The sequence below is a fragment of the Cytobacillus sp. FSL K6-0265 genome, assembly GCF_038003465.1.
Classification (GTDB): domain Bacteria; phylum Bacillota; class Bacilli; order Bacillales; family Cytobacillaceae; genus Cytobacillus; species Cytobacillus stercorigallinarum.
In genome coordinates this window covers 514,728-540,223 of record NZ_JBBOPE010000001.1, presented here as the reverse complement: position 1 = coordinate 540,223, position 25,496 = coordinate 514,728, and the positions used below count along the sequence as shown (strand labels likewise).

The window sequence follows — 25,496 nt, the reverse complement described above, 5'->3', positions numbered from 1 at the left end:
GAAGGTGTATAAATTATATGAAGACGTTAGATGCGTTAACATTTAATAATGGTCTTTCCCAAACAATAGATAAACTTCAAGTTTATAATGAACAACTAAGTCAAATAGAAACATCCATTTTAAATATCAGTTCACTTACCGATTCCTTAAAAGGAAGTGGCGGGCAGGCAATCCGCTTATTCTATCAAGATATGCATCAACCCTTTATCACTTTTTTTCAACAATTTATAGATGATTACAAATCCAATTTACAAACGATAAAGAGCGACCTAAGTGCAATGGAGTCATCTCAAAATGGATTCATCAAGCAACATTTTTTACAGAATGATGTGGAGAATGGATTAAACGCAGTAAGAAACACGACTACTGATCTAACAAACGAAGCGAACCAAACCATGAGTTCAGTCCAAGATATCGTCAGTTTGCCTAGACTAGATGATCAACAGTTCAACACTGATGTCCGCACCTCACAAAACCATGTTGAACAAACAATTGAAAAGTTAAATCAATTTGACCAACAACAACAATCTACAATCGATTCTCTAGATCAAAATGTACAAATGATGAAAAACTATGTAAATGACATACAGACACTATTTAATAATGGTACACTATCAGTAGATACATATAATCCTAATGTTCACTATCCGATGACAAGCACAACAATGAATAATAATCCTTCTAATACGCAATCTTTTTATAATCATCCACGAGCCATGTGCTATGCTGTTGATGCAACAGACCCTAATCATTTAAATATGGAATGGGATCCAACGCCAACATTTGGCGTCAATTTTGATCAATGGAAAGATCAGCCTATTAATGCAGGGGCTAACCTGTTTGCTACGTCTGTAACTGCCTACGGTGCAGCTAAAAGAGTTGATTTGGCAAGAAGAGGTTTTGGAGTCACATATACACACCGAGTAACTGCTCAAGGCGTTAGAAAGCCAGTAGTCAAAATTGATAATCCTGAATTAGGTGGTTTTAACAAAAAAACCTATTCCGGCACAAATGTAACGAACCATCCCAAATTAAATAAGTTAATTAATCCTGCAGCTGCTGTGAAAGATTCTTTTAAATGGGCAAGCAACAAACTCGGCTATATTGGTATTGGAGCTACAGTAGCAGGAAATATTACACACGGTGTACAAAATAATCAATCAGCAAGTGAAATTACCGGTAATGTTGTCGGTGATGTTGCCGTTGCTGGTGCCTCTATCGCTGCTTCAGCAGCTGCTGGTGCAAAAGTAGGCGCTTTAGCTGGTACATTTGGTGGCCCTGTTGGTGTAGCTGTAGGCGCAGTTGCTGGTGCAGCAGTTGGTGTACTCGTCACATCAGTTTTAAGTGATTTCAAATTTATGGATGTTGATGGGGATGGTAAGTCTGATTCCGTTGGGGATGCAATTAAAAAAGGAACTAAAGGTCTTATTGATAAAGTCGGGTCGTGGTTTAAATAAAATCAAGAGGTGTAAACATTGCAAAAACATCAAGAAATTGACGGGAGTATCCTCTCTTATCTTAAATTTCAATCACCGAAAGAAAATAGGGGAAATATTATTGTTTTCTTTCTGATATTCTTGGATGTCGTAGGCATTATTCCCCTATTATCAGAGCCATTTTCATATGGGTATTTCCTAGCTGGTATCATACCCATTGTCTTTATTCATTTATGGGCAATACTCTATATTTTCGATCCTTATAAGTATGAGCACTCCTACTATTTATTCTTTGGCGTATATGGAATCATTAACACTTTTGTATTCTTCTTGAATATTCAAAAATTATCAAGTGCGTACATATTTGGAGAAAGTCATACGATTACCTTTGTGATAGGATTCATACTCTTTTTAGCCCTTATTATTGGTATACAATTTGGTAATATAAAAATGATTGAAACGGGTACATATAGAAAGCTACAAGCAAAAGGGAATAATATTAATATTTCTCCTATTGTTGCAGCATCTGGTATAGGTTATGTGATCGGTCAATTGATTCTCACCTTTATTTATGACTACTCCATCCGAATGCTCATTTATGTACTTTTATTTGGTTTACTGTCTATTTTTACCGCTTTTTTTAGCACTTATATACACAAATATTTTTACATAAAAAAGCATAAAGAAATTGTAAAACAGGTTTACCCCGAATTCGGCTTGCCAAAATCAAAAAGAAACCAAAAATATCTGTAGTAAAGGAGGATGACATATGTATACTACTTTATCTACGAAAGATATATGTCTTTTAATGAAAATCTTAGATGCGAAGACACTCATTGGCATTACTAATCCCTTCTTAAATTACACGGATGCTGAGATGGATTTAGAGTGGGAATTTACGTTTAAAAAACTTCGAGAAATGAATTTAGTGGACCTGATCGATGGGGAATTATCTTTTGAACCCTCTTTTATTCATACAATGTGGATTATTGCGAGAACAAATGTCGTTGTAGAAACATTGACAGATGAGGAGGATCACTCTTTATTTTATTTTGGAGAAAAACAAGTTATCCAATGTTTAAGAGTAACTGATGAGGACGACTATCAGATTTATGTCCATGATACACCGGAATGGACTTGGCAACATATTATACTGCCAAAAATGTTGAGGGGGGTAACGCCTCTACCAACACGAGATTCAGAAAAAATTCTTGTTCATCCTAAAGATTATCAATTGTATTGTAAGCACGATAAAATTCATAACTTATCTGACTTGGCGACCTATAATGGTTATCGTAATGATTCTTCCGTTATTCAACATTTCAGGAGATCCATTCAACGAAAGATTCATACGAATCGACTAATGATGTTTTATAACCAAGAGAAGCAATGGAATATCGAAGGATTACATGTGTTAAGTTCACCCTCTTATAATTGGACTTTAAAGATGATACAACATAATGGTCAAGAGTTTTTAGAAGCAAAACAAGCTTTCGGTGAATCACTAATAAATGATATTTTAGATGTCGTCAGAAGAACAAAAGGGCAACACCCTGTATAAAGGACTGAGCTAATAATGGAAGGTATGTTCAATTTAAAAAAACTAAAAAAAGCAACGATCCAATATTATGCAGTTTCCTGCTACACGGATAAAGTATCAAGTCAGGAAACATACGATACCCAATTTGCTTTTCCTGTCGGAGACCTAGATAACGTAGAAATGACAACAGAAATACTAGATGCCGATTGGAATGAAAAGCAACGTGTAAAACTTCAAGAGATCATGAATGAAAAACAACTACAATTCCCTTTTTATATCATCAATGAAATTAATGCCGAAGAGATAAAGAAAGAGATAAAGCGCTTTAAAAAAGATCACCCCTTTAAGAATTTGTTCGGAACGATTTCTTTTGAGGAGATGGTAGCGCTTGAAAATCAAGCGATTTATCAGCTTCACGAGGCAGTTGCTTATAAGCAGACGGTTGCTGAAACGATTGAATTTTTGAATGGGAAGCTAGCTGGACAGAAAAGTTCTTAAAAATCGCCGAGCACTTTTAGTTAAAGTCGCTCGGCTTTTTTATTAGGAGCCAACAAAATCTCCCCCGTTAACGTGGATGGTTTGACCTGTGATGTAAGAGCCATCATCAGATGCTAAAAGGACATAAACGGGTGCTAATTCATACGGTTGCCCTGCTCTTTTCATTGGGACATCGAGTCCGAATGTTTGGATTTGTTCCGGGGATTGGCTTGCAGGTTGGAGTGCCGTCCAAATTGGCCCCGGTGCAACGGCATTGACACGAATGCCTTTGTCTACAACGTTATTAGCTAGCGCTCGTGTGAAGCTAACAATTGCGCCTTTTGTTGCTGAATAATCAATGAGATCTTTTCTACCGATATAAGCATTAATTGAGGTTGTGTTAATAATACTGGCCCCATCTTTCAAATGAGGCATGGCTGCTTTTGTCATATAATAATACGACCGAATATTCACATCAAAGGTTACGTTCCACTGATCTGAGCTAATATTTGTCAATTCATCTTGCAAATACTGTACAGCGATATTATTCACAAGCACATCGCATCTGCCAAAGGTTTGGATGGTCTCTGCCACAATTCGTTGACAATGCGCTTCCTCTCTTTGATCACCTGGGATAAGAAGACATTTCCCGCCATAATAAGCGATTGCCTGTTTCGTCTCTTCTGCGTCGCGATGTTCATCATAATAGGCAATGACTACATTCGCTCCTTCTTTCGCAAAAGCGACCGCAGCTGCTCTCCCTATCCCACTATCGCCACCAGTTACAATTACTACTCTATCCTTTAGCTTGCCTGTACCTCTATATTGCGGATTATCATATATAGGTCTTGGGACCATTTCGTATTCCATCCCTGGCTGTCTATTCTGCTTTTGCTTAGGAAAACTAAATACAATCTCCTCACATTTTGTTTCTTTTCCGTATTTTCCTCTTTCCATAAGGTTTCCCCTCCTCCTCATCATATTATTTTCATTTAGAGAAGGTGGTGCAAAGGCGAAAATACCTAGCTCTTTAAACTATGGTACGATTGCTGAAAGATAAGAAGTGATATCTACATAATTAACGCCTTTTTCTTTGTACAAATCGATAACTACCTAATTCTGTACCCTAAATTTTGCACGGTATAAAAAAGCCTTGCTCCAAATAAAAGGAAGCAAGACTCCAATTTTTCATTGAATTACGCTTTTTCCATGAGTAACTCACGCTTACGAATCATATGCACAACTAAATAAACAAGCGGTGTGATACAAATAGAAGCAATAAATTTAAATAGATATTGTGAGAGAATTAATCCCAATAATGCTGAAGTTGGAATCGTTCCGTAAAAAGCAATCGTAATAAATATCGATGTGTCGACAATTTGACTAATCATCACAGACATATTATTTCTGAACCATAGCTTCTTCTTTCCATGACGCATCTTTAGCTTATGAAAAACATAAACAACGATATGCTGGCTGATGAAATAAGACACAAGACTTGCGAGTATTACACGAAAGCTGCCACCTAAAATCGCCTGAAATGATGCCTGTTCCCCGAATACGGGTGCAGCAGGCAACTGGATAGTAATCATAATAAAGATAATCGCCAATATTTGTGTGATAAGACCTGCCTTCACCGTTTGTTTACCAGCTTCTTTCCCATATAACTCGACGATAATATCAATGATTGGGTACGTAAAAATAAAAACGACTACTGCTGCTGGGAGAATCGCTAAATCGCCAAGACTGAATAATTTCACCGCAACAATATTGGCTAATATAAGCAAACCCACATAGATGCCGTTTAGATATAGAATCATCGATTATCCACTTTTTCCGGATAGAGATCATGGTTCATTAACCGATGCTCTGCCATCTTTTCATATTTCGTTTCAGGTCGGCCGTAATTGCACCATGGATCAATACTTATGCCACCACGAGGCGTGAATTTCCCCCAGACTTCAATATAACGGGGATTCAATAAATTAATGAGGTCATTCATAATAATATTGACACAGTCCTCGTGAAAGTCGCCATGATTTCTAAAGCTAAAGAGATACAGCTTCAATGATTTACTTTCTACAATTTTTTCATCAGGGATGTAAGAGATATACATCGTGGCAAAATCCGGTTGGCCTGTAATGGGGCAAAGACTCGTGAATTCTGGACAATTAAATTTGACAAAATAATCTCTGCCGCTATGTAAGCTGTCCACAGCCTCAAGTACTTCTGGTGCGTAATCTGATGGGTATTGGGTCTGTTGATTACCTAATAAAGTTAAATCGGTTAATCCTTGTTCTTCTTTTCTTCCTGACATAAAAAAGCCTCCTTGAATCGATTTCGTTCAGGGAGCTAAAACCATCTGTCAACTAAGAAACAAAAAAACCACGCCCGAATATGGACATGGTTTTTTTCATGCATCCATAGTTTTTTATAGAGGGTTTACAGCTATGAACCTCTTCTGGATATCTTCCAGTCTATTTATTTACTTTTCTCAGTTTATATAAGCTTGGGATAGCTGTCAATCTTTTCTGTTAAGCGTACACTTCATTGCCGTCCGATTCATCTTTAATTTCACCAACAATTTCAGAAAGAATGTCCTCCATTGTTACTAATCCGACTGTTTTGCCTTGATTATTTGTCACAAGGGCCATATGTGTACGTGTTTGCTGCATTTTCAAGAAAACCTCTTTAATGGAGATGGTTTCTTTATAGCTTGGAATATCATGCATAAATTCTTTAAAATCTTCCTTACGTCCTGCAGCTAAACTCGTTAACATTTCCTTCGTATTAATGAATCCGATGTATTCCTTCGTCTTAGATGTCACAGGATATCTTGTAAATTCATGTTCATCGATGACATTTAACATACTATCCAATGACTGATTCTTCTGCAGTGTAATCATTTCTTCTTTCGGAATCATAATATCTTTTAATTGACGACCATCAAAGGCAAAGATGTTCTCCAAATAAGCAAGTTCTGTTTGGTTGATTTCTCCACCTTCATAACTTTGTGTCACAATTAACTTCAACTCTTCTTCCGAGTGCACTGTATCATGACCAGCTGGCTCTACACCAAATCTTCTTAAAATAAACGTTGCGGAACCATTTAATAAACTAATAACTGGCTTCATAATGCGCCCAAACCAATATAAAGCTGGCGCCAGTAGAAGTGTCATTTTTTCTGCATATTGAATCGCTAATGTTTTTGGTGCAAGTTCACCAATAACGACGTGTAAAAACGAGACAATGGTCAGTGAGATAATATATGAAAGTATTGTCGCTACAGCGGCTGATACTTCAAATTCAATAAACAAAGGTTCTAAAATCTTCTGTACAGTTGGTTCACCTAAAGCACCTAAAACAAGCGCTGTAATGGTAATACCTAATTGACAGGCAGATAAATAATAGTCAAGATTATGAGCTACTTTTTTAGCAAGTACTGCTTTTTTATTACCTTCTGCGATCAATTGATCGAGTCTAGACATACGCACTTTCAATATAGCAAACTCGGCACCTACGAAAAACGCCGTAAACAAAATAAATAAAGCAACTAAAAACAAGTTTAATATGATTATACTGTCCAATTATTTCCCTCTTCCTGAGGGATTCACCTCCAAGATGATTACGATGATTGAGGGGTTTCCTCTACTATTTGATCTTCTAAATATTGATGGAACATGACTTGTTTAATTTGATAATTATCCATTTCTGCCACTTCCCACACATGATTATCGTGATGAACCTCGTCACCCTGCTCTACTACTTCAAGGTTTTTATATTGAATCCAACCAGCAATTGTGTCGATATCTTCACTATCTTCAAATGTTAGGCCAAAACGGTCTTCCAAATCTGTCAACAACACACGTCCATTGATGATATACTTTTGTTCTCCTGCAGGACGGATATCCGCTACTTCATCCTCATCAAACTCATCGCGAATTTCGCCAACTAATTCTTCAAGTACATCCTCCATCGTTAAAACACCAGAAGTTCCGCCGTACTCATCCATCACAACAGTCATATGGACTTGTTCTTGCTGCATTTTCAACAGCGCATCTTGTATACTTGTTACTTCCACAACAAATGGAACATCACGCATATATTGCTCTAACTTTACTTCCCTGCCACTCACAATGTGACTGAGCATTTTCTTCGCATTTACAACACCAATAATACGGTCTTTATCTCCATTTTCTACAACAGGATAACGCGTATAATTATGTTCATCTAAAATGGCGATCAGTTCATCTGGGGTCATATCCTTATCAATTGTCACAAGATCTGTTCTTGGAACCATGATATCTTTTGCTACTCTTTCGTCAAAAGAAAAGACGTTCTCTAAATACTTCAGTTCGGTTTGATCAATTTCTCCACCTTGGAAACTTTGTGCCATAACGATTTTTAATTCTTCCTCAGTGTATGCCTTCTCTTGCGGAGCTGGCGCGACACCAAACATACGCAATAAAAGACGTGATGCACCATTTAAAGTAAAGATAAACGGCGACATAATCTTACCGAACCAGTAAAGTGAAGGAGCAAGCATTAACGTCACTTTTTCCGAAAATTGAATAGCTAATGTTTTCGGTGCCATCTCTCCGACTACGACGTGTAAATAAGTCACTAATGCAAATGCAATTGCATAAGAAGCCACATCAGCAATCGTAGCAGAAATATTTAACCAACTAAAAACAGGATACAACACAGCACTTACAGCCGGTTTACCTAATGCACCTAAACCAAGGGCTGTTACCGTAATACCAAGTTGACATGCTGATAAATAATAATCCAGGTCCGCTGCTACTTTCTTGGCAAGGACCGCTTTCTTATTTCCTTCAGCAATTAACTGGTCAATCCTCGACATACGGAGTTTGACTACTGCGAACTCAGACGCAACGAAAAATGCAGTCAGAGCAAGTAAAATTACAAGCATTATTAAATTCGTAATGGTTATTATGTCCAATTATTTCCCTCTTATCTGAGGGATTCACCTCCAAAATAGTTAACACTTATTCAATCGTTTGAAACAATCAGATAATTCTTTTTCAAGTATGCGAAACACACGCTTTTTTTCGATTTCGGAACATTGTTGATATCGTTGTTCTACGATCTCAAGCTTTCCTTTTAAACGATTGATTTCCTCTTGGACCTCTATCACCATGGGGTCTACTCCTTGGTTATCCTGTGTATGAAGTACTCTCTGAATCTCTAGAATTGATAATCTCTCTTTCTTCAAAGCTTTAATCCTTTCTAACGTATTCAGGACATCCTCAGGATAAAGACGGTAGTTTGAAGAGGAACGTTCGACACTCAATAAATTCTTTTTTGTGTAATAATCAATCGTCCGTGATGTTAAACCGCTCAATTTCGCCACCTGACCAATTCGCAATAACGCCTTCCCAATGAAGTAACCCCCTTTCTATATTTAGTATTACGTTTCAGTTTTATTTAAAACCTATGTTTATAGGTTGAAACTTTTGAAGAAAATCATAAACTATTACGTTATAGTTTATGAGAAAATTATATAATGGACTGGAACTGAAATCAAGTGGTAGCTTTTTCAGTAAACAACTCCCCATTCTCAATTATATTTTAACTGATAACAGGATATATCTCAAAAAAAGAAACTTCATATTATATAACCATTTATTTTTCGGAGAATGATGTAGCATATATAAATGAGCTGTCGAGGGTATGGGGCGTATTTTGTACTCAGCCGGAAATGTTAGATTGTTTAAGGGAAATCGAATCAAAATATGTGAACAAGCTTGGATTGTTATAGTTGGAAACGCGTCAAATATTTTGTCATTCTCCAGATTCTGACTCACTCTTGCTGGAAACCACTCAAAAAAACCACGGTAACGCTGAATTTGACTCGTTTAAGTAGTAAACGCTCCAGAAATTTGGACACTACGCAAAACTTGACTCGTTTAACAGCGAAACGCGTCAAATCTTTTACCTTTCTCCAGATTCTGACTCTTTCTTGCTGGAAACCACTCAAAAAAAACCACGGTAACGCTGAATTTGACTCGTTTAAGTAGTAAACGCTCCAAAAATTTGGACACTACGCAAAATTTGACTCGTTTAACAGCGAAACGCGTCAAATCTTTTACCTTTCTCCAGATTCTGACTCACTCTTGCTGGAAACCACTCAAAAAAACCGCGGTAACGCTGAATTTGACTTGTTTAAGTAGTAAACGCTCCGGAAATTTGGACACTACGCAAAACCTGACTTGTTTCGGATATGCGGGAACAGGTCAAAAATGATATATAGTTATCCTTCCCTCATTTCCCAATTATCCTCCCCTTGTTTTTGTTTGGATTTCCCCCATAAAAAAACACCTCCATTCTTAAATGGAAGTGTTGGTTCTTTCAAATCATTTTATCCATCATGGTCGTTGCGATGGAGAAATAGATGAGTAAGCTGAGAATATCATTTAATGTTGTAATAAAAGGACCCGATGCGATTGCTGGATCAATTTTTAGGCGATTAATAATGAGTGGTACAACGGCACCAATTACTGCAGCCATACTTAGTGCTAAAAATAATGACGCACCGACGATGAAGGCGAGTAACCAATTTCCTTGATAGAAAACACCAATAATCCCTGTTAGGACGACCATACAAACAACACCTAGCATCAAACCCGTGCCTAATTCTCTTTTAACAATTTGCCAAACGCCGTTTTTTTCTACAGACCCTGTAGCCAATCCACGGACAGCAACCGCTAAGGATTGTGTCCCTGTGTTACCTGCCGTTCCCATAATCAATGGCATAAATGCAGCGAGGATGACAATTTGCTGTAATGTTTCCTCAAAGCGGCCGATGATGTTAGCGGTAATCATACCGAAGAACATTAATAGAACAATCCAAGGTGCACGCTTTTTTGCGGCACTAAAAGCCGTTAAGTTTAAGTCTGTGGCTCCTTTAGAAGCAGCAAATTCTCCGAAATCATCATCTGTCTCTTCTTCTAGTACATCAATAACATCATCGACTGTAATAATACCGACAAGCTTCCCTTCTTTCCCAATGACAGGAACCGCTAGAAAATCATATTCTTTAATCAAACGTGCTACTTCTTCTTGATCTTCATTGACCGGTACAGAAACAACTTGTGTGCTCATAATATCATCAATGGTTTGATCGGGCTGCGCAATAATCAAATCTCTTAGGGAAACAACTCCAGCCAGGCGTTCCTCTGTATCGACGACATATAAATAGTAAATTGTCTCAGCATCCATTGCCGTTTGTCTTAGTTCTTCAATGACTTGGGCTGCAGTGGACTCAACTGAAATGCGAATGAATTCTTTCGTCATAATCGCACCGGCTGTTCTCGGTGCATAAGTCATAAGCTCGATGACTTTATTGGCTTCTTCTTGATCCATGGATTGAAGGATATCGTCCGCATTTTCTACTTCAATTTCAAGCAAGAAATCGGCAACATCATCAGCAGACATATAATTAAACATGGCAACAGCATATTGAAAGCCAATATGAGTGAAAACCTCAGATTGATCTTCTAAGTCTAGTCCTTGAAAAATATCCGAGAACTCTTCGGGGGTCAGAAAAAGTAGCAATTGTTTTTGTAATGGCAGTTCCATTTCTTTAAAAACTTCTACTTGGTCTGTCGGATGCAATTCAAGGAATGTCTCACGAAACATTTTCAAATTACGTTCAGTAATATATTTTATTACTTGTTTTTGATAATCTTTTTTTTGTTTTAATTTTAATAATTGGTTCATTTCGACTCCTCCATTTCGGAAGAAGAGCCTATTTATTCTGTATAAGATGAGTGGTGCAGAACAAATACCCTCCTCTTTTCTCCGTGTTGATCAATTCCTGTTTACTCGACCTCGGATTGGGAATACTATCCATCCCGCACCACCTCCTTGTTTTTTTAAAATGAAAAAGCACCTCCAACTTACCGTGGAGGTGCATAAAATGCATAGAAAATACAACATGTACGCGTTGTACAAGCAGTAATTACCCCTCCATTCGTAGAGCTTTAGCACTGTACAGCATAGGTAAATACCAGCTACATTAAAAACCACCTTATGTCGATGGTTCCTGTTGACCCATTGGCGTCTTTGGACATTTTTGGGCAGTAGCATATCTCTATACAGGAGCCTCACCTAACGAGGATACATATGGATTGCCATGTTCACTTTACATCTAGTGTTACATTCTGTCAACACCTTTAGAAAAATTAATAAAGGTCCCCCGTAGAAGGGAACCTATTATATTTAAGCATAGTAACCAAGGATGGCTTTAGGTTCTAAAAATTCTTCGATACCAAAGTCTCCCCATTCACGTCCAATACCTGATTGTTTGAAGCCGCCAAACGGTGCTGAGAAATCAGTTTTTGGATTATTGACTTGGATTTGTCCAGCGCGAATGCCTTTGGCCACTTTTTGTAATGTGTCACGATCGCCACCATACACGTATCCAGCTAATCCAAAAATGGTATCATTTGCGATTTCGATTGCTTCATCCAAGTTATCGTATGTGAGAATACTCATCACTGGTCCAAAGATTTCTTCTTGAGCAATCGTCATATCGTTTGTCACATTAGTAAAAGCAGTGATTTTTGTATAATATCCTTTTTCCAGTCCTTTTGGTTTTCCAGGACCACCGGCAATTAATTGGGCACCTTCTTCTGATCCCTTTTTAATATACGATTGTACCCTCTCCCATTGATCTGCATCGACAAGAGGACCAACTTGAACATCTGGACTTGTTGGATCACCGACTGGGAAGTTGTCAATCACTTCTTTTACAGCCTCAATGAATTCATCATGCATACCTTTTGGAATAAGTGTTCTTGTTGCCGCTGTACAAACTTGACCTGTATTTCCTGCGACGAGCGCAACGGCTGTTTTTGCCGCTCCTTTAATGTCGGCATCATCTAACACGATAAGTGGTGATTTTCCACCTAGCTCAAGAGAAACTTTCTTAATGGTTGAGGCTGCATTTTCCATAATTTTTTGTCCGACTTCACCAGAGCCTGTAAAGGATACGAAATCAATATCAGGATGTGAACTAATACCGTTACCGATTGTTGAACCTGAACCTGTTACTAGGTTAAAGACACCTTTTGGCAAACCTGCTGCTTCAAAGATTTCCGCTAAAATCATCGCTGCAAATGGAGTATTAGATGCTGGTTTAAGCACAACTGTACTACCTGCAGCGAACGCACTCGCTAATTTTGTTGAGGTCTGATTTGTAGGGAAGTTCCAAGGTGTAATGAGACCCGCTACCCCGATTGCTTCTTTACGGACGAGCGTCGTTCCTCGCTCCTCTTCAAATTGGAATTTTTTTAATTCTTCTACCGCTTGTCTAAAGTGCTGTAAGCCCATTTGATAATGTACCTTATTGCTTCGATTTACAGGAGAGCCGAGTTCTTCTGTAATGACTTCTATAATATCGTCTTTACGTTTTTCGTACTCTTGACAGATTCGCTCAAGTAGCTCAATTCTTTCTTCTACTGACGTTTGCGAGAATGATGGAAATGCAGCTTTAGCGGCTGCCACCGCTTTATCTAAATCTTCTTCCGTTCCTGAACTAATTTTCCCCATTACTTCTTCCGTTGCTGGATTAATGACATCTATAGTTTTAGATCCCGTTGATGCGACCCATTCGCCATTAATATAATGCTTTGTATAATTTCGCATAAGTATAATCAAGCTCCTTTAGAAATATTGTTGATCCTACTTATTCCATTCCCTTTCTTACGCATAGTAAACATCCTCAGGTAGTTATTTATTTCCAAATCGCTTCAGTATAATTGTGATAATTTTGGAAAAGATAAACTTACGTGTTCGTCACGTAATATCGATGTGGAGGGATGAACGTTGAAACTTATTGCACAGTTGATTCATCTAATTCAAAGATGGTTAATGAAATTAAACTACTCTGTTTACACGAGAACTAATCGCCTCCTAAGAATAAATAGAGCTAGAGCAATGCCACAAAGTTAAACGTTCTGACATACACAGGTAAAAAGGTAAGCACCTTCATGATGCTTACCTTTTTATTGCTTTTCTTTACTTTTTGCTAGTTTTTCTTTATCCATTGTTCCAGGGGGTTGTTCTAGATAACCCAATTCAATCATTAGATTTGCAATATCTTTTGCATACTGTCCTACTTCAATAGACAAACGCTCATAATCAAGGATCAAATCATGCCTTTGGCTCGCTGCAGCACCCGTCGCATAATTTCCACTTCCGGCAGCTGTTAACATCCCTAGTTGAAAGAGGATCAATTTATCAGAAAATACTTCCGCCGTAGAATTTGTAATACTAACATCTCCATCAATCGGTGCTTGGAGATTATTGCTAATTAATTTATCCGCAAACACTTTTACATGTTTTTCTGAAATATCTTTACCTTGTAAACTTATCTTCTGCACTTCTTTTCTAGGAGACATTTGAGCAAAGCTTGTCGCTAACTTTAAACCAACAACATTATTGAAAAAATTGAGATGGAGATGAGAAATTTCTACTGCATTCAACGCCCTTTTTTCTGCAAAAGGATTTAAGCCTTTAAAATAACTTTTATCATCTACCATATCGATTTCTTTCGGATAAGGAATAACTGGTGATCGGACAAATACACCTTTATTCAATTGTAATTCTGAGCTTTGTTCATATAAATCAGCTGTTACAAAAAGCGTCTTATTATAAAGCTTCCTTATATCTTTTCTTGCACTCAGCGCAAGAAACCCACTATAACTAAGCATGCCAGCTTTTGCCATGTGATGAATATATGTCAACATAAAAATATCTGTATAAACTTTCGGTGCATCTCTATTTACATCAGCAGCAGTAAAACCTTTTGGAATGGGTATTTTCTCTTGTTCAAAAACACTTTTTACCTTTGTTATATGGTCTTCTGAAATCTGACAAGCAGTTTGTACTAGTTGAGATATCGCCTTATCCTCAACGGTAGCTTGTAAATAACTTAAAAACTGAACTGACATCGTATTTTGCATATAAGATGTCCATAAAGACGCTAACTCCGAAGAAGAAAGGTTAATCTTTTCTTCAGTCATGCGTGCACTTCCCTTCACAATATTCTGACCTTATTATTTGTTATTGAAAGGAGAATTATACCAAATAGGAAAATAAAAAAGCAGCTCACTTAAATTTTAAGCGAGCTGCATTCAGACTTAGATTAAGTTTTTCACTACTTCTTCTAATTTCATCTCCCTGGAGCCCTTAAATAGAATGAGGGCTTCTTTCTTCACGTTTTTATTAATAAATTGGACGATTTCTGATTTTGTATAAGGAGACACCACTTTGTCTTCTCCCATCATTTGTTTCGCTTCTTTAGCAATTGCAGAGGCTAATATACCATATGTGACGACAAAATCAATTTCATTCGGGTCAATTGCCTTTGCCATTTGTTTATGGAGAGTTTCAGCACTATCACCTAGCTCTAGCATATCCCCTAGTACTAATATTTTCTGATGATAGCCATCCATTTCCTGTACTGTTTCAATCGCAGCTTGTACAGAGTTCGGACTCGCATTCCAAGCATCGTTAATAATAGTGTATCCTTTTTTTGTTTGAATGGTTTCCATTCGCATGGCAGTCAAATCTAAATTCGCCAATCCAGCGATAATGTTTTCAGGCGTCACACCCAGTTCAAGAGCGACAGCCACCGCTGCTAACGTATTTTTCACATTATGTTTACCGATTATCGATACCTTTAGATCTTTAAATGACTGCTCTCCTGCTATATCAAACTCAAGATATTTTTTATATTCTTTTACTTTTTCATAGTAGTAATTATTCGTCATCTCATGACCGAATGTTTTAACACGCATGGGTAAATCAACATTAGCTAACGCCTTCCGAATATGGAGATCGTCGCCATAGTAAATAAATAGCCCACCATCTCTTAGTCCGTCAATAATTTCTAGTTTGGCTTTTGCAATGTTTTCTTCTGAACCAAGTGTGGCAATATGTGCCAAACCAACCATCGTAATCACCACTACATCCGGCTGAGCAATGGTTGACAGTCGATGAATTTGCCCTTGTTCACTCATACCCATCTCCAGAACAAGTACCTCTGTTCCTTCTTCTACATCTAGAATCGTTAGAGGCAAACCAATTTGACTATTCAAGTTTCCTTTTGTTTTATGCACTTTATATGTCGTCTGTAAAATGGACTTAACCATATCCTTCGTTGTTGTCTTCCCATTACTCCCGGTGATACCGACAACCTTCATATTCAACTGCTCACGGTACGACGTCGCCAATTCCTGTAAAGCCTGTAACGAATCATCGACGTAAATCACCGGTACACCATCTGGTGCGTGCTTATGCCCCTTTTTCCAAAGAGTTGCAGCAGCACCACGATCAAATGCCGTATTCACATAGTTATGACCATCATCAATTCTCATAATAGGAATAAATAAATTCCCCTTATGTAAGGTTCTCGTATCTATCGAAACCCCGTCTATACGGATATCATAGTACTCTTCTTGCAGACCTGAACCATTTAACATATCCTGGATTTCAACTAAACTTCGCTTTATCATCCTAAGTCCTCCACAATGATTACTTACATCAAATTGTAGACCTTTTTGCAGAAAAAGAAAACTCTTTAACAAAGTAAAGCTAAAATGTTTTAATTGATTTAACTTTTTGAAAAAAATCTAACTCTGATGATAAAAGGGCATGAAGAATGATTAAGTGACAAAATTTGAAACAACAGGACAAGTCAAAATTGTTTTGAAACGTATTATGCAAAACCAACCTAATATCTGTAAGTTGATTTTAAGTTAGAGATATTTCTTTCTCCTTGTTTCTTTTCTATGCTTACTAACCGCGCAAACAAAATAAAACTCAACCCGCCCATGAAACCAATTACACCAGTAATAACAAGAGATGGTAACCATTCACTTACAATGACTATAACACCTGCAGCACTGACACCTAAGAAAATTGAAACACCATACAGCGACATATAAGTACTTCTCGCATGATCAGGCACAGTATTAGCGAGCAGGGCCTGCTGCATCGGGATATACATCATCTCACCAATAGATGCAAGGAACATAGCAAAAATAAGCAACATGGGAATGGTTGTAAAACTAAGAACCGTATACCCGGTGAAAAATAGCAAAAGTCCAACCAAAAATGTCACACGTTCCTTCCACTTTTTTATGACTGTGATAACAACAAACGTAAGGGTAACAACAAGTAAAGTATTTTCTGTCTTCAAAAATCCTAGTAGATTCATACCGTCTAATTCCATAGGAATGGCGGTAATGATCGGTACTGGATTTGGGAGTTGTTCTGTTAAACGAATACCAATATAATTCGTTAATTGTTCCTCCACAGCTACAATCAATACGCTTGCAAGAATAAATAGGATAAAGAATTTATGCCTTAATATCTTTAAATAATCTTTATACATTTGAATCGTTTGACCCCTTTTTTGCCACTGCACGTTAGGTTGATAGGTTTCCTTAATAAACACCTTTGTCATCAAAATAGAAAGTAACGATACAAGAGCTGCACTGAGGAGTAGTAAGACAAGGTGGGAAAAAAAGAAGAAGGCGCCGATCATACTCCCAATCGCAACCCCTAAATTTCGAACCCAATAGGCATAAGTGTAAATCATTTTTCTTTCTTCAGGGGAACTCACATCAATGATTAATGCTTGATAGGCTGGATTGACGACACCTGTGCTAAATTGAATAATGATAAAAAATAAAAACGTGATGTAAGGATAGGCACCAACGGTTGTATTGACAGCCGCCGCACCTAAATAACCTATAAACACAAACAGTTCTGCAAGCAATATTACCTTCCTTCTCCCTACTCTGTCTGAAACAACCCCACCTAATAAGGAGCCTAAAACACTAGCCAACATCACACATAGAAATAGAACACCTGTCACTGCCTTTCCAACTTCTTCAGCAAAGTAAATAATGATATAAGGTAAAATCGCCATTGTTGAAATAGATGAAATGAATTGCAGCAGTAATCTAATACGGATGGCTGGGTGCAAATTTTTCATAGAAATCTCCCTTCTTTTAAATGATTGATTAATCAATCATTATTGGTGTAAATGAGAAGGCTTCCCTCAACAAGAAAGCCTTCTATCTATCACTCTTCAGTTGGTGCAAAAAGGTTCAGTGCAGTAACAGCATATTGTTCCCACACATCACTATAGCGATTATCAGTCGAATTTAAACGAACGCCAATTAAGAGACTCGTATACAACGTGGCAACAATAAGCGGATCCTGTTTCGTAAATACCCCTTTTTGCTGCCCGTTTTGGACCAATTGCCCGATCTTCCCACGAAATACATCATGGAACTCGTCTAATTCCTTAAATACATTAGCATACCGTTCATGCTGTCCCACAACTTGCACAACCAATTGCAGATATTGATTCATTTCTGCAAATGCTCTAAAATGCTCTCTTACCATCCGTTTTGTTTCCGATAAAGGATCAGCAGAAGTCTCATCAAAAAATAAAACGCGTTCCTTCAATTCCGCTAAAGGTTCAACAACAACTGTATAAAACAATGCTTCCTTATCTTTAAAATAAGTAAACACACTACCAAAACTAACATTGGCAGCAACAGAAACCTTCTTAATTGTCGTACCCTCATACCCTTCAGTCGCAAATAACCCCATAGCCGCATCAAGAATTTTCTTTTTACGGAGCTCCATATTTTGAATTTGTTTTTCCGATAATGGCATTTGAACACCTTCTTTTAATGATTGATTAATCAATCATTGTTTATTTATGACTTATAATATACCATTTACCAACTTATGTAAAGTAATTATTCTCCTTTTGAAAATAACCCTTTAAGTAATGGCTCTTTCTTTTTCATTTTCGCAGGAATAAAAAAACGGTTTTTATCATGTTTGTCCAAATAAGGCAGGAGAATTTTTGCCCTTTCCGCTCCACTCGTTGCATTGGTTAAATCTTTTTCTATCAACTTAAAGTGATTATCCACGCTTCCCCCTTCACGATAAATAAATCGGTCATCCAAAAAATGTTCAGCCGCTTCGGTTTCATTGTCCGTATAAGCATGGACAGAGGGGCGAGCCCAAAACACGTCTTTCCGAATAATGCGAGCCGGACTTCCCGCTGCTGATACATTAGATGGTAATGATTTTGACACAAGGGATTTTGCACCAAGAATTGAACCCGAGCCAATGTTCACACCTTTTAAAATCATCACATCTTGTCCGATCCAAATATGATCGCCTACATAAACACTTTTCGATGGATTGATGCGCTTTTTCGTTGGCGCATCATAAATCAAATGGGGATCGGCTAACCTTACAACCACACCTGTGGAAAACATATTATCATCACCAATGAAAAGATTCTTTTGCTCTGAGAGAATAAACCTGGCACGGCCGTTAAAGGAATAGTTACGACCGATAAAGAAAGTATTATTATTCCATACCGAGACATTAAATGTCGCACGCCGATTCGATTTACCAATGATCACAACTGAATCATTCCCATTAAAATGAATATTCGTATCTTTAAACTTAGCACCACGTTCAACAATTAATGTATTGCCCTCACCGACAAATTTAATCTTTGAATGATCAAACGAAAGTGCTTCATCTGCTGGTCCGATGAATTGGATTTCATTCTTTGAAGTTGGTTTTTTTAATATATCTGTGATGGTTTCCATAATTTTCACACCTACTTTTTTAGCATTAAAACGCATTTATTATACATAAGAATTTATTCATCATACGCATTTTAATCCTAACTTAACGACTTTGTATTGAAGATACGGTAATTTTTACATCAGCTGTAATAATCACTTATCAAACGTAACTCAAAATGGTTAGTTATTCCTTTATTATGAGCAAAAGCAGCATAGGCATGCTATTAAAGTGCAAAAACCTTTATAAAGTAATCAGACTGATACTTCATAAAGGTTTCTCATGGATTATTTTTTTCACGAAAGGCTCTGTTAAATTACTCTATTGATATTCGAAACAAACGAACGATTGTTCTATAATATATGAAAAGAACGAAAGCGAGCTGGTTCAAATGGCATTGAAGGAGATTATTAAAGAGATTGAAAAACTTAGTACAACAGACCAATATCGTTTAAAAGAGTTTTTCGTTAAATCACTTAACTCTTTTTCTGCAAGTGAACCTCTTTAAAGAGGTTTCCGAACAAAAGCATAAAGATGGATATACTTGTACGCATTGCCATTCGAATAATGCAGTTCGCTTTGGAAAATATTCAGTGAAGGTCGGTATGAAAACGATGGAGCGTCAGCGTTACCGTTGTAAAGACTGCGGTAAAACTTTTACTGATGTCACCAATACACCTTTATATCGTACTCACCTCCCTCATAAGTGGTTGGATTTTGTTCAGTGTATGATTGAGGGGTTCTCTTTACGCAAGACATCAGAGATGATTGATGTTCATTTCGTAACCTTATTCTATTGGAGACACAAACTGCTCTCCGCACTAAACCAAATGGATTTTGAACAGTTTTCAGGTATCGTAGAAATGGATGAGACTTACTTTCTATACTCAGAAAAAGGAAAGCGTAATATTGATGATCGTAAATCTCGTAAGCAAGGTGGTTCATCTCAATACCGAGGAATTAGTAAAGAGCAGGTATGTGTTCTCATTGCGAGAGACCGTCAAAAATCCACAAGGTGCTTGGTCGAGGGCATATTGTAAAAGACCGATTAGATAAAGCAATAGGGTCAAAACTTACTTCTACAAATGTTCTTTGCACAGATGAGTGGAGGGCATTTAAAACATATGCATCTGAAAAAGGATTGGAGCATTATCGGTCTGATGGTAAAGACAGAGTGAAAGGTCTATACCATATTCAAAATGTTAATAATTATCACAGCCGTCTTAAAGGTTGGATTGACCGTTTTAATGGTGTGGCGACAAAATATCTCGACCATTATTTGGGTTGGTTTCAATTTTTGGACATCATTAAACATCGTAATGACAATACAACTGTTAGCAAGATGCATTTCGATAGTTGTTTATTCTCAACTAAGATAACATATAAAGAACTTAGGGTATTAAGTTATGGAAAATGAGGAGAAATGGTATGCGGGAGAAAAAGGTTCGAGGAATTAAACGGAAGTCTTATAATATGATTGAACGAATTGAAGCAAACACGTTGGAGTTTCCAACAGAATTTTATAATGGTTATTGGCATCTACACCTACCAGTTGCTCAGGACTTTATAAGTTCCAACAAAACACCCCAAAATATCAAACGATTATGCATTCAAACACTTTTAGATAGAGCTGAACATTTAATTGGTTTGAAGCCAAATGATAAAGAAAAATATCGAGTAGTGGTTGCAGTTGATTTACCAGATTTATGGGGTTCGCAAATTATTGTATTTAAAGGTGACTCCCATTTTAAAGATTTCTTTAATAGAAACGATGAATATCAGAAGTGGCTTCATCTTCCCGATAATAGAAACATTCAAACTGAATGTGGATTATCTATTCCAAATGATATGCAAAAATCAGGTTATAAAGAATTAATTACTGATGAAGATGGATACCACTATGAAGGTGAAATTTGGTTTATAGGGGAGTTAAAATAAACGTAAAGGGACATTTAAATTCATATGTCCCTTTTCTTAGTCAAAGTAACAACAATATTGTTTAACAGAACCTAACGAAAAGAAACTTCCACTTTACCTAGTTCACTAAATTCAGCAGTAAACACATCTCCTTTTTGCGCAACGACTGCTGCGGATAAGGCACCTGATAAAATCACTTCTCCCGCTTTCAAAACAACATCATATTCGCTTAATTTATTCGCTAACCATGCTACACATGTAGCTGGATGCCCTAAGACATCTGCACCTGTTCCCCTGTTCATTAATTCACCATTTTTATACAGGCTCATTTCGATTTTATTTAGCTCCAAACCGCTAACAGTAAATTTCTCCTCTCCTAATACATAAAGCCCGCAAGAAGCATTATCGGCAACAGTGTCTGCTAATTTGATTTCCCAATTGCGAATGCGGCTGTCGACAATCTCCAATGAAGGAATAATATATTCAGTTGCGGATAAAACCTCTTCGGCCGTCACATGTGGACCTTTTAAATCCTTATTAAGCACAAATGCAATTTCCCCTTCAACTTTTGGTTCGAAAAGGGAGTCGATATCGATTAATCCCTTGTTTGATATGCTCATACTATCTAATAAGTGACCGTAATCGGGTTGATCGACTCCTAAAAGTTCTTGCATCGCAAAGGATGTTAAACCAATCTTTTTCCCAACAACTTTCTGGCCATCTTTCACTTTCTGTGCAATCGCCCGCAGTTGGACTTGATACGCATCGTGAATGGTTAGGTTAGGGTATTGGTTAGTTAATGGCGCAATCGCTGTTTTCGTTTGTTCAGCACGAAGTAAATGCTCGTATATTTGCTGTATATTAATCGTCTTTTGATTACTCAATGAATAAACTCCCTTTCTTGTCAATATCAAAAAAACTTTGATAGTACACACTTGTACTATCAAAGTCAGGTAAGAATAACAAAACTTACTTCACGGGTATTTTACTAAAAAAGTCAATAATGACCTTGTTGAAATCTTCCACCTTTTCCCATTGTGGCCAATGTCCCGCATCGTTAATAACGATTAATTCACTGCCAGGTATCATCTCTTGAATTGGCATGGCTTCCTCTACAGTTGAAGTAGGGTCGTGGTCAGTCCATGCTAATAAGGTTGGCACATCAATCTTTCCACACCAAGATGAATCCCAGCTATATTTTTTTCTAAATTCTATATCTTGTAAGGCTACAATATGATCAACCGCTTTTTGATAGGATGGTTGTGTATAGATGTTGTATCGTGCCTCAATAAGTTCATCCGTCACTTGACTCTTATCATACATTAGCCATTCAAGTCGCGTTTTCACATTTTCATAGTTTGCTTCTCGGACCGCCTTAATCGTGGATTCCTTCAGTTTCTTCATCACTTCAGCCTTGTTGTTGACATTTCCAGGCGTATTTAATACTAAAGCTTTAGCAATGCCAGGGTGATGTGCGGCAAACCAGGCTGCAACCCATCCGCCTAAGGATTCACCAGATAAATAGACTTCATGCAAATCTAAAGCTTGAATCACTCCTAATAGGTGATCACTATAGGCATCAATTCCATATGGGTGATTAGGCTTTTCCGTGTATCCATGCCCAAGCATATCGATACAAATGACACGGAAATGCTCACTCAACCCTCTAATATTCCGAGCGTAGGCTTCGATATGACCACCAGTACCGTGAAGCAAAATGAGTGGTTCTCCCGTTCCTGCTTCTAGCACTCTCGTTCTTATTCCATTGGCATCCACATAATAATTTTTAAAAGCTAAATCGGCTAAATCATTCCAAATTGTCACCTGAACATCCTCCTTTATATAAGAAATGCTTTATACTTTATGAAACTTAACAACACCCATTCCTGTCACCCATTCTGGGATTGGTTCATAACATGCAACCTCTGGTTCAAACTCTTGCAGAATGCCAAGCAACACAAGCCAGTTATGTATCTCTTGGCCGCCATTCCCGCCATTTTCTTCGATATAATCTGGAGACCATTGTCTAAGTGCCTGATAATCTTTTTCTCTAATCAATTGTAAAAATTCACGATCCCACTCTTCATTGACCGGTCCAGATTTTAAGCTTGTCACACGTGTTTTACGCGTGTTCAAATATTCATCAAGCTCTTCAATCTGTTGACGACCATTAGTAAGCACTTTAATTAACTCTTGATCCTCAGGCTTTTCACTATCAATCTTCGGAATTGGTACCCAATGAGAAATGCCACCTGATGCAACAATCGCTACTTTTTTATCGCTTTCCCATGTTTCAATGGCTTTACGAACCACTTCTCCGACTTGGAAACAACGATCCATTGTCGGCAGTGGAGGAGCAGCTGTATTCACAGCAATCGGCACAACTGGAATCTTTAAATCATCGTTTAAAAAATGGACTGCTTGCGTGTGACCATGATCCACTTTCATTCTCATTGAGAAAGCAAAGTCCACATTATTCGCCAATCCAGTATCAAGAACATGTTTCGCTAATTCTTTCTCAAGGGGAATTTGGTATTCAGGAATTTCCCAATCTCCCCATCCTTCACAGCGGTCAAGTCCAATTGTGAAAGATGGCATATGATCATAAAAGTAACTATTAAAGTGATCATCCGATATAAGCACAATTACATCTGTTCCCACATCATTGAGCCATTGTTTCATATCAGCAACGGTTTGAAGGAAACGTTGTCCTTTTTCACCACCGCCAGCTTCATTTGTCATAATCATTGGACTATGTGACATCGCTACCCCTGCTACTATTTCAGCCATATCTCCAACCCCTTATGTTTTACTGTTATTTTCAAATCTAGGCAGTCACATTTCAAACCTGCCTATTATTTTTCAAATGGTAGATCCCCTAAAATAATACTTGCCTGTAACGCTAAGAAAAGCTGACTACTTGTTTGGAGATCATTGATATCAGCATCTAAAATTTTTCCGATTTTTTGAACACGGTACCGTAATCCGCCTAGCGATAAATTCATGACTTTTGCTGTTTTACACATATTTTGGCCATTCTTAATATAGATGTATAGCGTTTTGGTTAATTCTGATTCTTTCCCGCGATCATACTCAATTAATTTTGAAAGCATTTTGTTACAAAAATGTCGGATGTCTTCATTTTTCCCTGTGCGGAATAATATCCCCACTGCCCCCAAATCATCGAAGTACATGATGTCTTTTTGTTGATTACTCACATTCAATGAGATGAGTGCTTCATTGTATAGAATAGGAATATCTTCAAGAGAGGTTGCTTTTGAACTTATTCCTATTTTAAAAGGGATTTGAGGATATTTCTCTTTGAGATAATGAAGTAATTTCCAGATAAATTCATCGACGTTTATAAACTGCTTCGAGAACACATCTATAGGTAACAAAGCTGCAATGTTTTGCGCGTCTTCAGAAATAAGAATATTCAGATTACGTTCCATGAAATATCTTGAGAAAACTTCAATCAAATTCATTGCACCGATTGGTTCCTTTTCACTCGGATAAAAATCTCCATCCACTTTTAAAACGAGAAATTGATACTCCTTACCTAAATCCACGCCAATATGCCTTGCCCTTTTGAACAACACGACAGGATTTAGACGATTATGTATCATGTCTTCTAACAGTCCACCTTTAATGTTTAATCTAAGCTCTGTATCTAAAATGGACTCCTTGTTGTAGTTACTTACAGACCCAATCAGATGCATTTGTTGCATTTTCAACCAATCAAGTTCAGTGAAAGAAGGCTTAATAAAGGAACAATATCCAACCACCTTCCCCTTTGAAATCATCGGTGCTATTAATCTTTTATGTTTATTGGATTGCTCCATTTCGATTAGTTGCTGATTCTCCATAAGATCATTCAGTTTAGTCTGCATAGCTCTTTGCTCGTTGTTTTTCACTATGTTTTTTAATTGTTTACTATATTGTTTCGCTAGTTCTGTATCTAAACCGACTGAATAAAGATAGTTAAATCCTAAATCTTCAAGAATAATAGGGTTATTTGTCAGCTGATAGCAAACATCAGCCAATCGTGCTTCGCCAACGCCATTCAGGAAGTGTTCAATGGCTTTATTATTAAAATCTACAGCAGCTTGCAAATGATTCTTTTCTGTTAACACTCTATCTAGGCAATTCAAGAGCATTTGTGGTAATCCCGATTCGAGTTCCTTTTCCGTGTAGTTAAAGTTGCCAAAATGGGAAGACATTTGTACAAACGTCTCTAAAGCTTCAGGATAATGAACCTTATTTTGCAATATACTCACCCACTTAAGAAAGTTACTAGTTGAATTAGTTACCTGAAAAATTAGTATTTTAATATTATTCTACTTCCTTTGGAAGTATCTGTCTATTTTGGACCACCTTATTAGTAGAGTGGGTGAGCCTGAGCAAAAAACAGATATTGAATAACCCGTAAAACACTTTGTTCCTTCATTTCTATTCTAATAGTCTTG

At 37.4% G+C, this 25,496-nt stretch carries 22 protein-coding genes, 1 pseudogene and 1 riboswitch; of the genes and pseudogenes, 6 read left to right on the top strand and 17 right to left on the bottom strand.

Features of this window, described 5'->3' with window-relative positions; translation table 11 throughout:
• Window positions 1-17: 17 nt before the first annotated feature.
• Genes MHH73_RS02880 through MHH73_RS02865 form a run of 4 tightly spaced genes read left to right on the top strand, consistent with a single transcriptional unit; the run spans window position 18 to window position 3,474 of the window.
• Window positions 18-1,457: a ribonuclease YeeF family protein gene (locus MHH73_RS02880; RefSeq protein ID WP_341064499.1), complete on the top strand. Its 1,440-nt coding sequence runs from the start codon at window positions 18-20 to the stop codon at window positions 1,455-1,457.
• Between the two features lie 18 nt (window positions 1,458-1,475).
• The gene (locus MHH73_RS02875) at window positions 1,476-2,189 is read left to right on the top strand and encodes a hypothetical protein (RefSeq protein WP_341064496.1); all 714 of its coding nucleotides are present in this window, start codon (window positions 1,476-1,478) and stop codon (window positions 2,187-2,189) included.
• Window positions 2,190-2,205: 16 nt separating this feature from the next.
• Window positions 2,206-2,997, top strand: a complete 792-nt coding sequence (locus MHH73_RS02870) for a hypothetical protein (protein WP_341064494.1) — start codon at window positions 2,206-2,208, stop codon at window positions 2,995-2,997.
• A gap of 15 nt (window positions 2,998-3,012) precedes the next feature.
• Window positions 3,013-3,474 (top strand): hypothetical protein, encoded by a 462-nt coding sequence (locus tag MHH73_RS02865; protein ID WP_341064491.1) that lies wholly within the window; start codon window positions 3,013-3,015, stop codon window positions 3,472-3,474.
• Between the two features lie 42 nt (window positions 3,475-3,516).
• On the opposite strand, the gene MHH73_RS02860 is transcribed toward MHH73_RS02865, so the two are convergent.
• The 13 genes from MHH73_RS02860 to MHH73_RS02800 all read right to left on the bottom strand — a co-directional run bounded on the left by MHH73_RS02860 (window position 3,517) and on the right by MHH73_RS02800 (window position 19,136).
• Window positions 3,517-4,410, bottom strand: a complete 894-nt coding sequence (locus MHH73_RS02860) for an SDR family oxidoreductase (protein WP_341064489.1) — start codon at window positions 4,408-4,410, stop codon at window positions 3,517-3,519.
• Between the two features lie 239 nt (window positions 4,411-4,649).
• Window positions 4,650-5,273, bottom strand: coding sequence for a queuosine precursor transporter (locus MHH73_RS02855; RefSeq protein ID WP_341064487.1), 624 nt, complete (start codon window positions 5,271-5,273; stop codon window positions 4,650-4,652).
• Window positions 5,270-5,770, bottom strand: a complete 501-nt coding sequence (gene queF / locus MHH73_RS02850) for a preQ(1) synthase (protein ID WP_191817354.1) — start codon at window positions 5,768-5,770, stop codon at window positions 5,270-5,272. The genes MHH73_RS02855 and queF overlap by 4 nt, the downstream gene beginning before the upstream one ends.
• Before the next feature lie 217 nt (window positions 5,771-5,987).
• Window positions 5,988-7,040 (bottom strand): hemolysin family protein, encoded by a 1,053-nt coding sequence (locus MHH73_RS02845; RefSeq protein ID WP_191817355.1) that lies wholly within the window; start codon window positions 7,038-7,040, stop codon window positions 5,988-5,990.
• A gap of 38 nt (window positions 7,041-7,078) precedes the next feature.
• Window positions 7,079-8,416: a hemolysin family protein gene (locus MHH73_RS02840; RefSeq protein WP_191817356.1), complete on the bottom strand. Its 1,338-nt coding sequence runs from the start codon at window positions 8,414-8,416 to the stop codon at window positions 7,079-7,081.
• Window positions 8,417-8,455: 39 nt separating this feature from the next.
• Entirely contained in the window at window positions 8,456-8,827 is a 372-nt protein-coding gene (locus MHH73_RS02835) for a MerR family transcriptional regulator (RefSeq protein ID WP_318245532.1), read from the bottom strand.
• A gap of 998 nt (window positions 8,828-9,825) precedes the next feature.
• Window positions 9,826-11,196: a magnesium transporter gene (gene mgtE, locus MHH73_RS02830; RefSeq protein WP_341064481.1), complete on the bottom strand. Its 1,371-nt coding sequence runs from the start codon at window positions 11,194-11,196 to the stop codon at window positions 9,826-9,828.
• Between the two features lie 240 nt (window positions 11,197-11,436).
• Window positions 11,437-11,601, bottom strand: a riboswitch (M-box (ykoK) riboswitch).
• Between the two features lie 96 nt (window positions 11,602-11,697).
• Entirely contained in the window at window positions 11,698-13,125 is a 1,428-nt protein-coding gene (locus MHH73_RS02825) for an aldehyde dehydrogenase family protein (protein ID WP_191817094.1), read from the bottom strand.
• Window positions 13,126-13,484: 359 nt separating this feature from the next.
• A complete protein-coding gene (locus MHH73_RS02820; RefSeq protein ID WP_191817095.1) occupies window positions 13,485-14,504 on the bottom strand; it encodes a DUF3231 family protein in 1,020 nt (339 codons plus the stop codon).
• Window positions 14,505-14,621: 117 nt separating this feature from the next.
• The gene (locus MHH73_RS02815) at window positions 14,622-15,998 is read right to left on the bottom strand and encodes a UDP-N-acetylmuramoyl-tripeptide--D-alanyl-D-alanine ligase (RefSeq protein ID WP_341064476.1); all 1,377 of its coding nucleotides are present in this window, start codon (window positions 15,996-15,998) and stop codon (window positions 14,622-14,624) included.
• A 218-nt stretch (window positions 15,999-16,216) separates the two neighbouring features.
• Window positions 16,217-17,485: an MFS transporter gene (locus MHH73_RS02810; protein WP_341064474.1), complete on the bottom strand. Its 1,269-nt coding sequence runs from the start codon at window positions 17,483-17,485 to the stop codon at window positions 16,217-16,219.
• An 89-nt stretch (window positions 17,486-17,574) separates the two neighbouring features.
• Entirely contained in the window at window positions 17,575-18,177 is a 603-nt protein-coding gene (locus MHH73_RS02805) for a TetR/AcrR family transcriptional regulator (RefSeq protein WP_341064472.1), read from the bottom strand.
• 86 nt (window positions 18,178-18,263) lie between these two features.
• On the bottom strand, window positions 18,264-19,136 hold the full coding sequence (locus MHH73_RS02800) for an acyltransferase (protein ID WP_341064469.1): 873 nt from the start codon (window positions 19,134-19,136) through the stop codon (window positions 18,264-18,266).
• A 368-nt stretch (window positions 19,137-19,504) separates the two neighbouring features.
• On the opposite strand from MHH73_RS02800, the pseudogene MHH73_RS02795 reads away from it, so the two are divergent.
• Window positions 19,505-20,530 (top strand): annotated as a pseudogene (locus tag MHH73_RS02795) (IS1595 family transposase).
• 11 nt (window positions 20,531-20,541) lie between these two features.
• Window positions 20,542-21,051, top strand: a complete 510-nt coding sequence (locus MHH73_RS02790; RefSeq protein ID WP_341064467.1) for a DUF3916 domain-containing protein — start codon at window positions 20,542-20,544, stop codon at window positions 21,049-21,051.
• Window positions 21,052-21,122: 71 nt separating this feature from the next.
• Here MHH73_RS02790 and MHH73_RS02785 read toward each other — a convergent pair whose 3' ends face one another.
• From MHH73_RS02785 to MHH73_RS02770, 4 genes are all read right to left on the bottom strand, one after another.
• On the bottom strand, window positions 21,123-21,914 hold the full coding sequence (locus tag MHH73_RS02785; RefSeq protein ID WP_341064465.1) for a 2-keto-4-pentenoate hydratase: 792 nt from the start codon (window positions 21,912-21,914) through the stop codon (window positions 21,123-21,125).
• Window positions 21,915-21,999: 85 nt separating this feature from the next.
• Window positions 22,000-22,854, bottom strand: coding sequence for an alpha/beta fold hydrolase (locus tag MHH73_RS02780; protein ID WP_191817100.1), 855 nt, complete (start codon window positions 22,852-22,854; stop codon window positions 22,000-22,002).
• A gap of 30 nt (window positions 22,855-22,884) precedes the next feature.
• Window positions 22,885-23,820, bottom strand: a complete 936-nt coding sequence (locus tag MHH73_RS02775) for a DODA-type extradiol aromatic ring-opening family dioxygenase (protein WP_341064463.1) — start codon at window positions 23,818-23,820, stop codon at window positions 22,885-22,887.
• Window positions 23,821-23,885: 65 nt separating this feature from the next.
• On the bottom strand, window positions 23,886-25,298 hold the full coding sequence (locus MHH73_RS02770; RefSeq protein ID WP_191817102.1) for a PucR family transcriptional regulator: 1,413 nt from the start codon (window positions 25,296-25,298) through the stop codon (window positions 23,886-23,888).
• Between the last annotated feature and the right edge of the window lie 198 nt (window positions 25,299-25,496).

Coding starts and splice junctions, on each gene's coding strand:
- MHH73_RS02880 (WP_341064499.1), top strand. CDS start 18: ATGAAGACGTTAGATGCGTTAACATTTAATAATGGTCTTTCCCAAACA.
- MHH73_RS02870 (WP_341064494.1), top strand. CDS start 2,206: ATGTATACTACTTTATCTACGAAAGATATATGTCTTTTAATGAAAATC.
- MHH73_RS02865 (WP_341064491.1), top strand. CDS start 3,013: ATGGAAGGTATGTTCAATTTAAAAAAACTAAAAAAAGCAACGATCCAA.
- MHH73_RS02860 (WP_341064489.1), bottom strand. CDS start 4,410: ATGGAAAGAGGAAAATACGGAAAAGAAACAAAATGTGAGGAGATTGTA.
- MHH73_RS02855 (WP_341064487.1), bottom strand. CDS start 5,273: ATGATTCTATATCTAAACGGCATCTATGTGGGTTTGCTTATATTAGCC.
- queF (WP_191817354.1), bottom strand. CDS start 5,770: ATGTCAGGAAGAAAAGAAGAACAAGGATTAACCGATTTAACTTTATTA.
- mgtE (WP_341064481.1), bottom strand. CDS start 11,196: ATGAACCAATTATTAAAATTAAAACAAAAAAAAGATTATCAAAAACAA.
- MHH73_RS02825 (WP_191817094.1), bottom strand. CDS start 13,125: ATGCGAAATTATACAAAGCATTATATTAATGGCGAATGGGTCGCATCA.
- MHH73_RS02820 (WP_191817095.1), bottom strand. CDS start 14,504: ATGACTGAAGAAAAGATTAACCTTTCTTCTTCGGAGTTAGCGTCTTTA.
- MHH73_RS02815 (WP_341064476.1), bottom strand. CDS start 15,998: ATGATAAAGCGAAGTTTAGTTGAAATCCAGGATATGTTAAATGGTTCA.
- MHH73_RS02810 (WP_341064474.1), bottom strand. CDS start 17,485: ATGAAAAATTTGCACCCAGCCATCCGTATTAGATTACTGCTGCAATTC.
- MHH73_RS02805 (WP_341064472.1), bottom strand. CDS start 18,177: ATGCCATTATCGGAAAAACAAATTCAAAATATGGAGCTCCGTAAAAAG.
- MHH73_RS02800 (WP_341064469.1), bottom strand. CDS start 19,136: ATGGAAACCATCACAGATATATTAAAAAAACCAACTTCAAAGAATGAA.
- MHH73_RS02790 (WP_341064467.1), top strand. CDS start 20,542: ATGCGGGAGAAAAAGGTTCGAGGAATTAAACGGAAGTCTTATAATATG.
- MHH73_RS02775 (WP_341064463.1), bottom strand. CDS start 23,820: ATGGCTGAAATAGTAGCAGGGGTAGCGATGTCACATAGTCCAATGATT.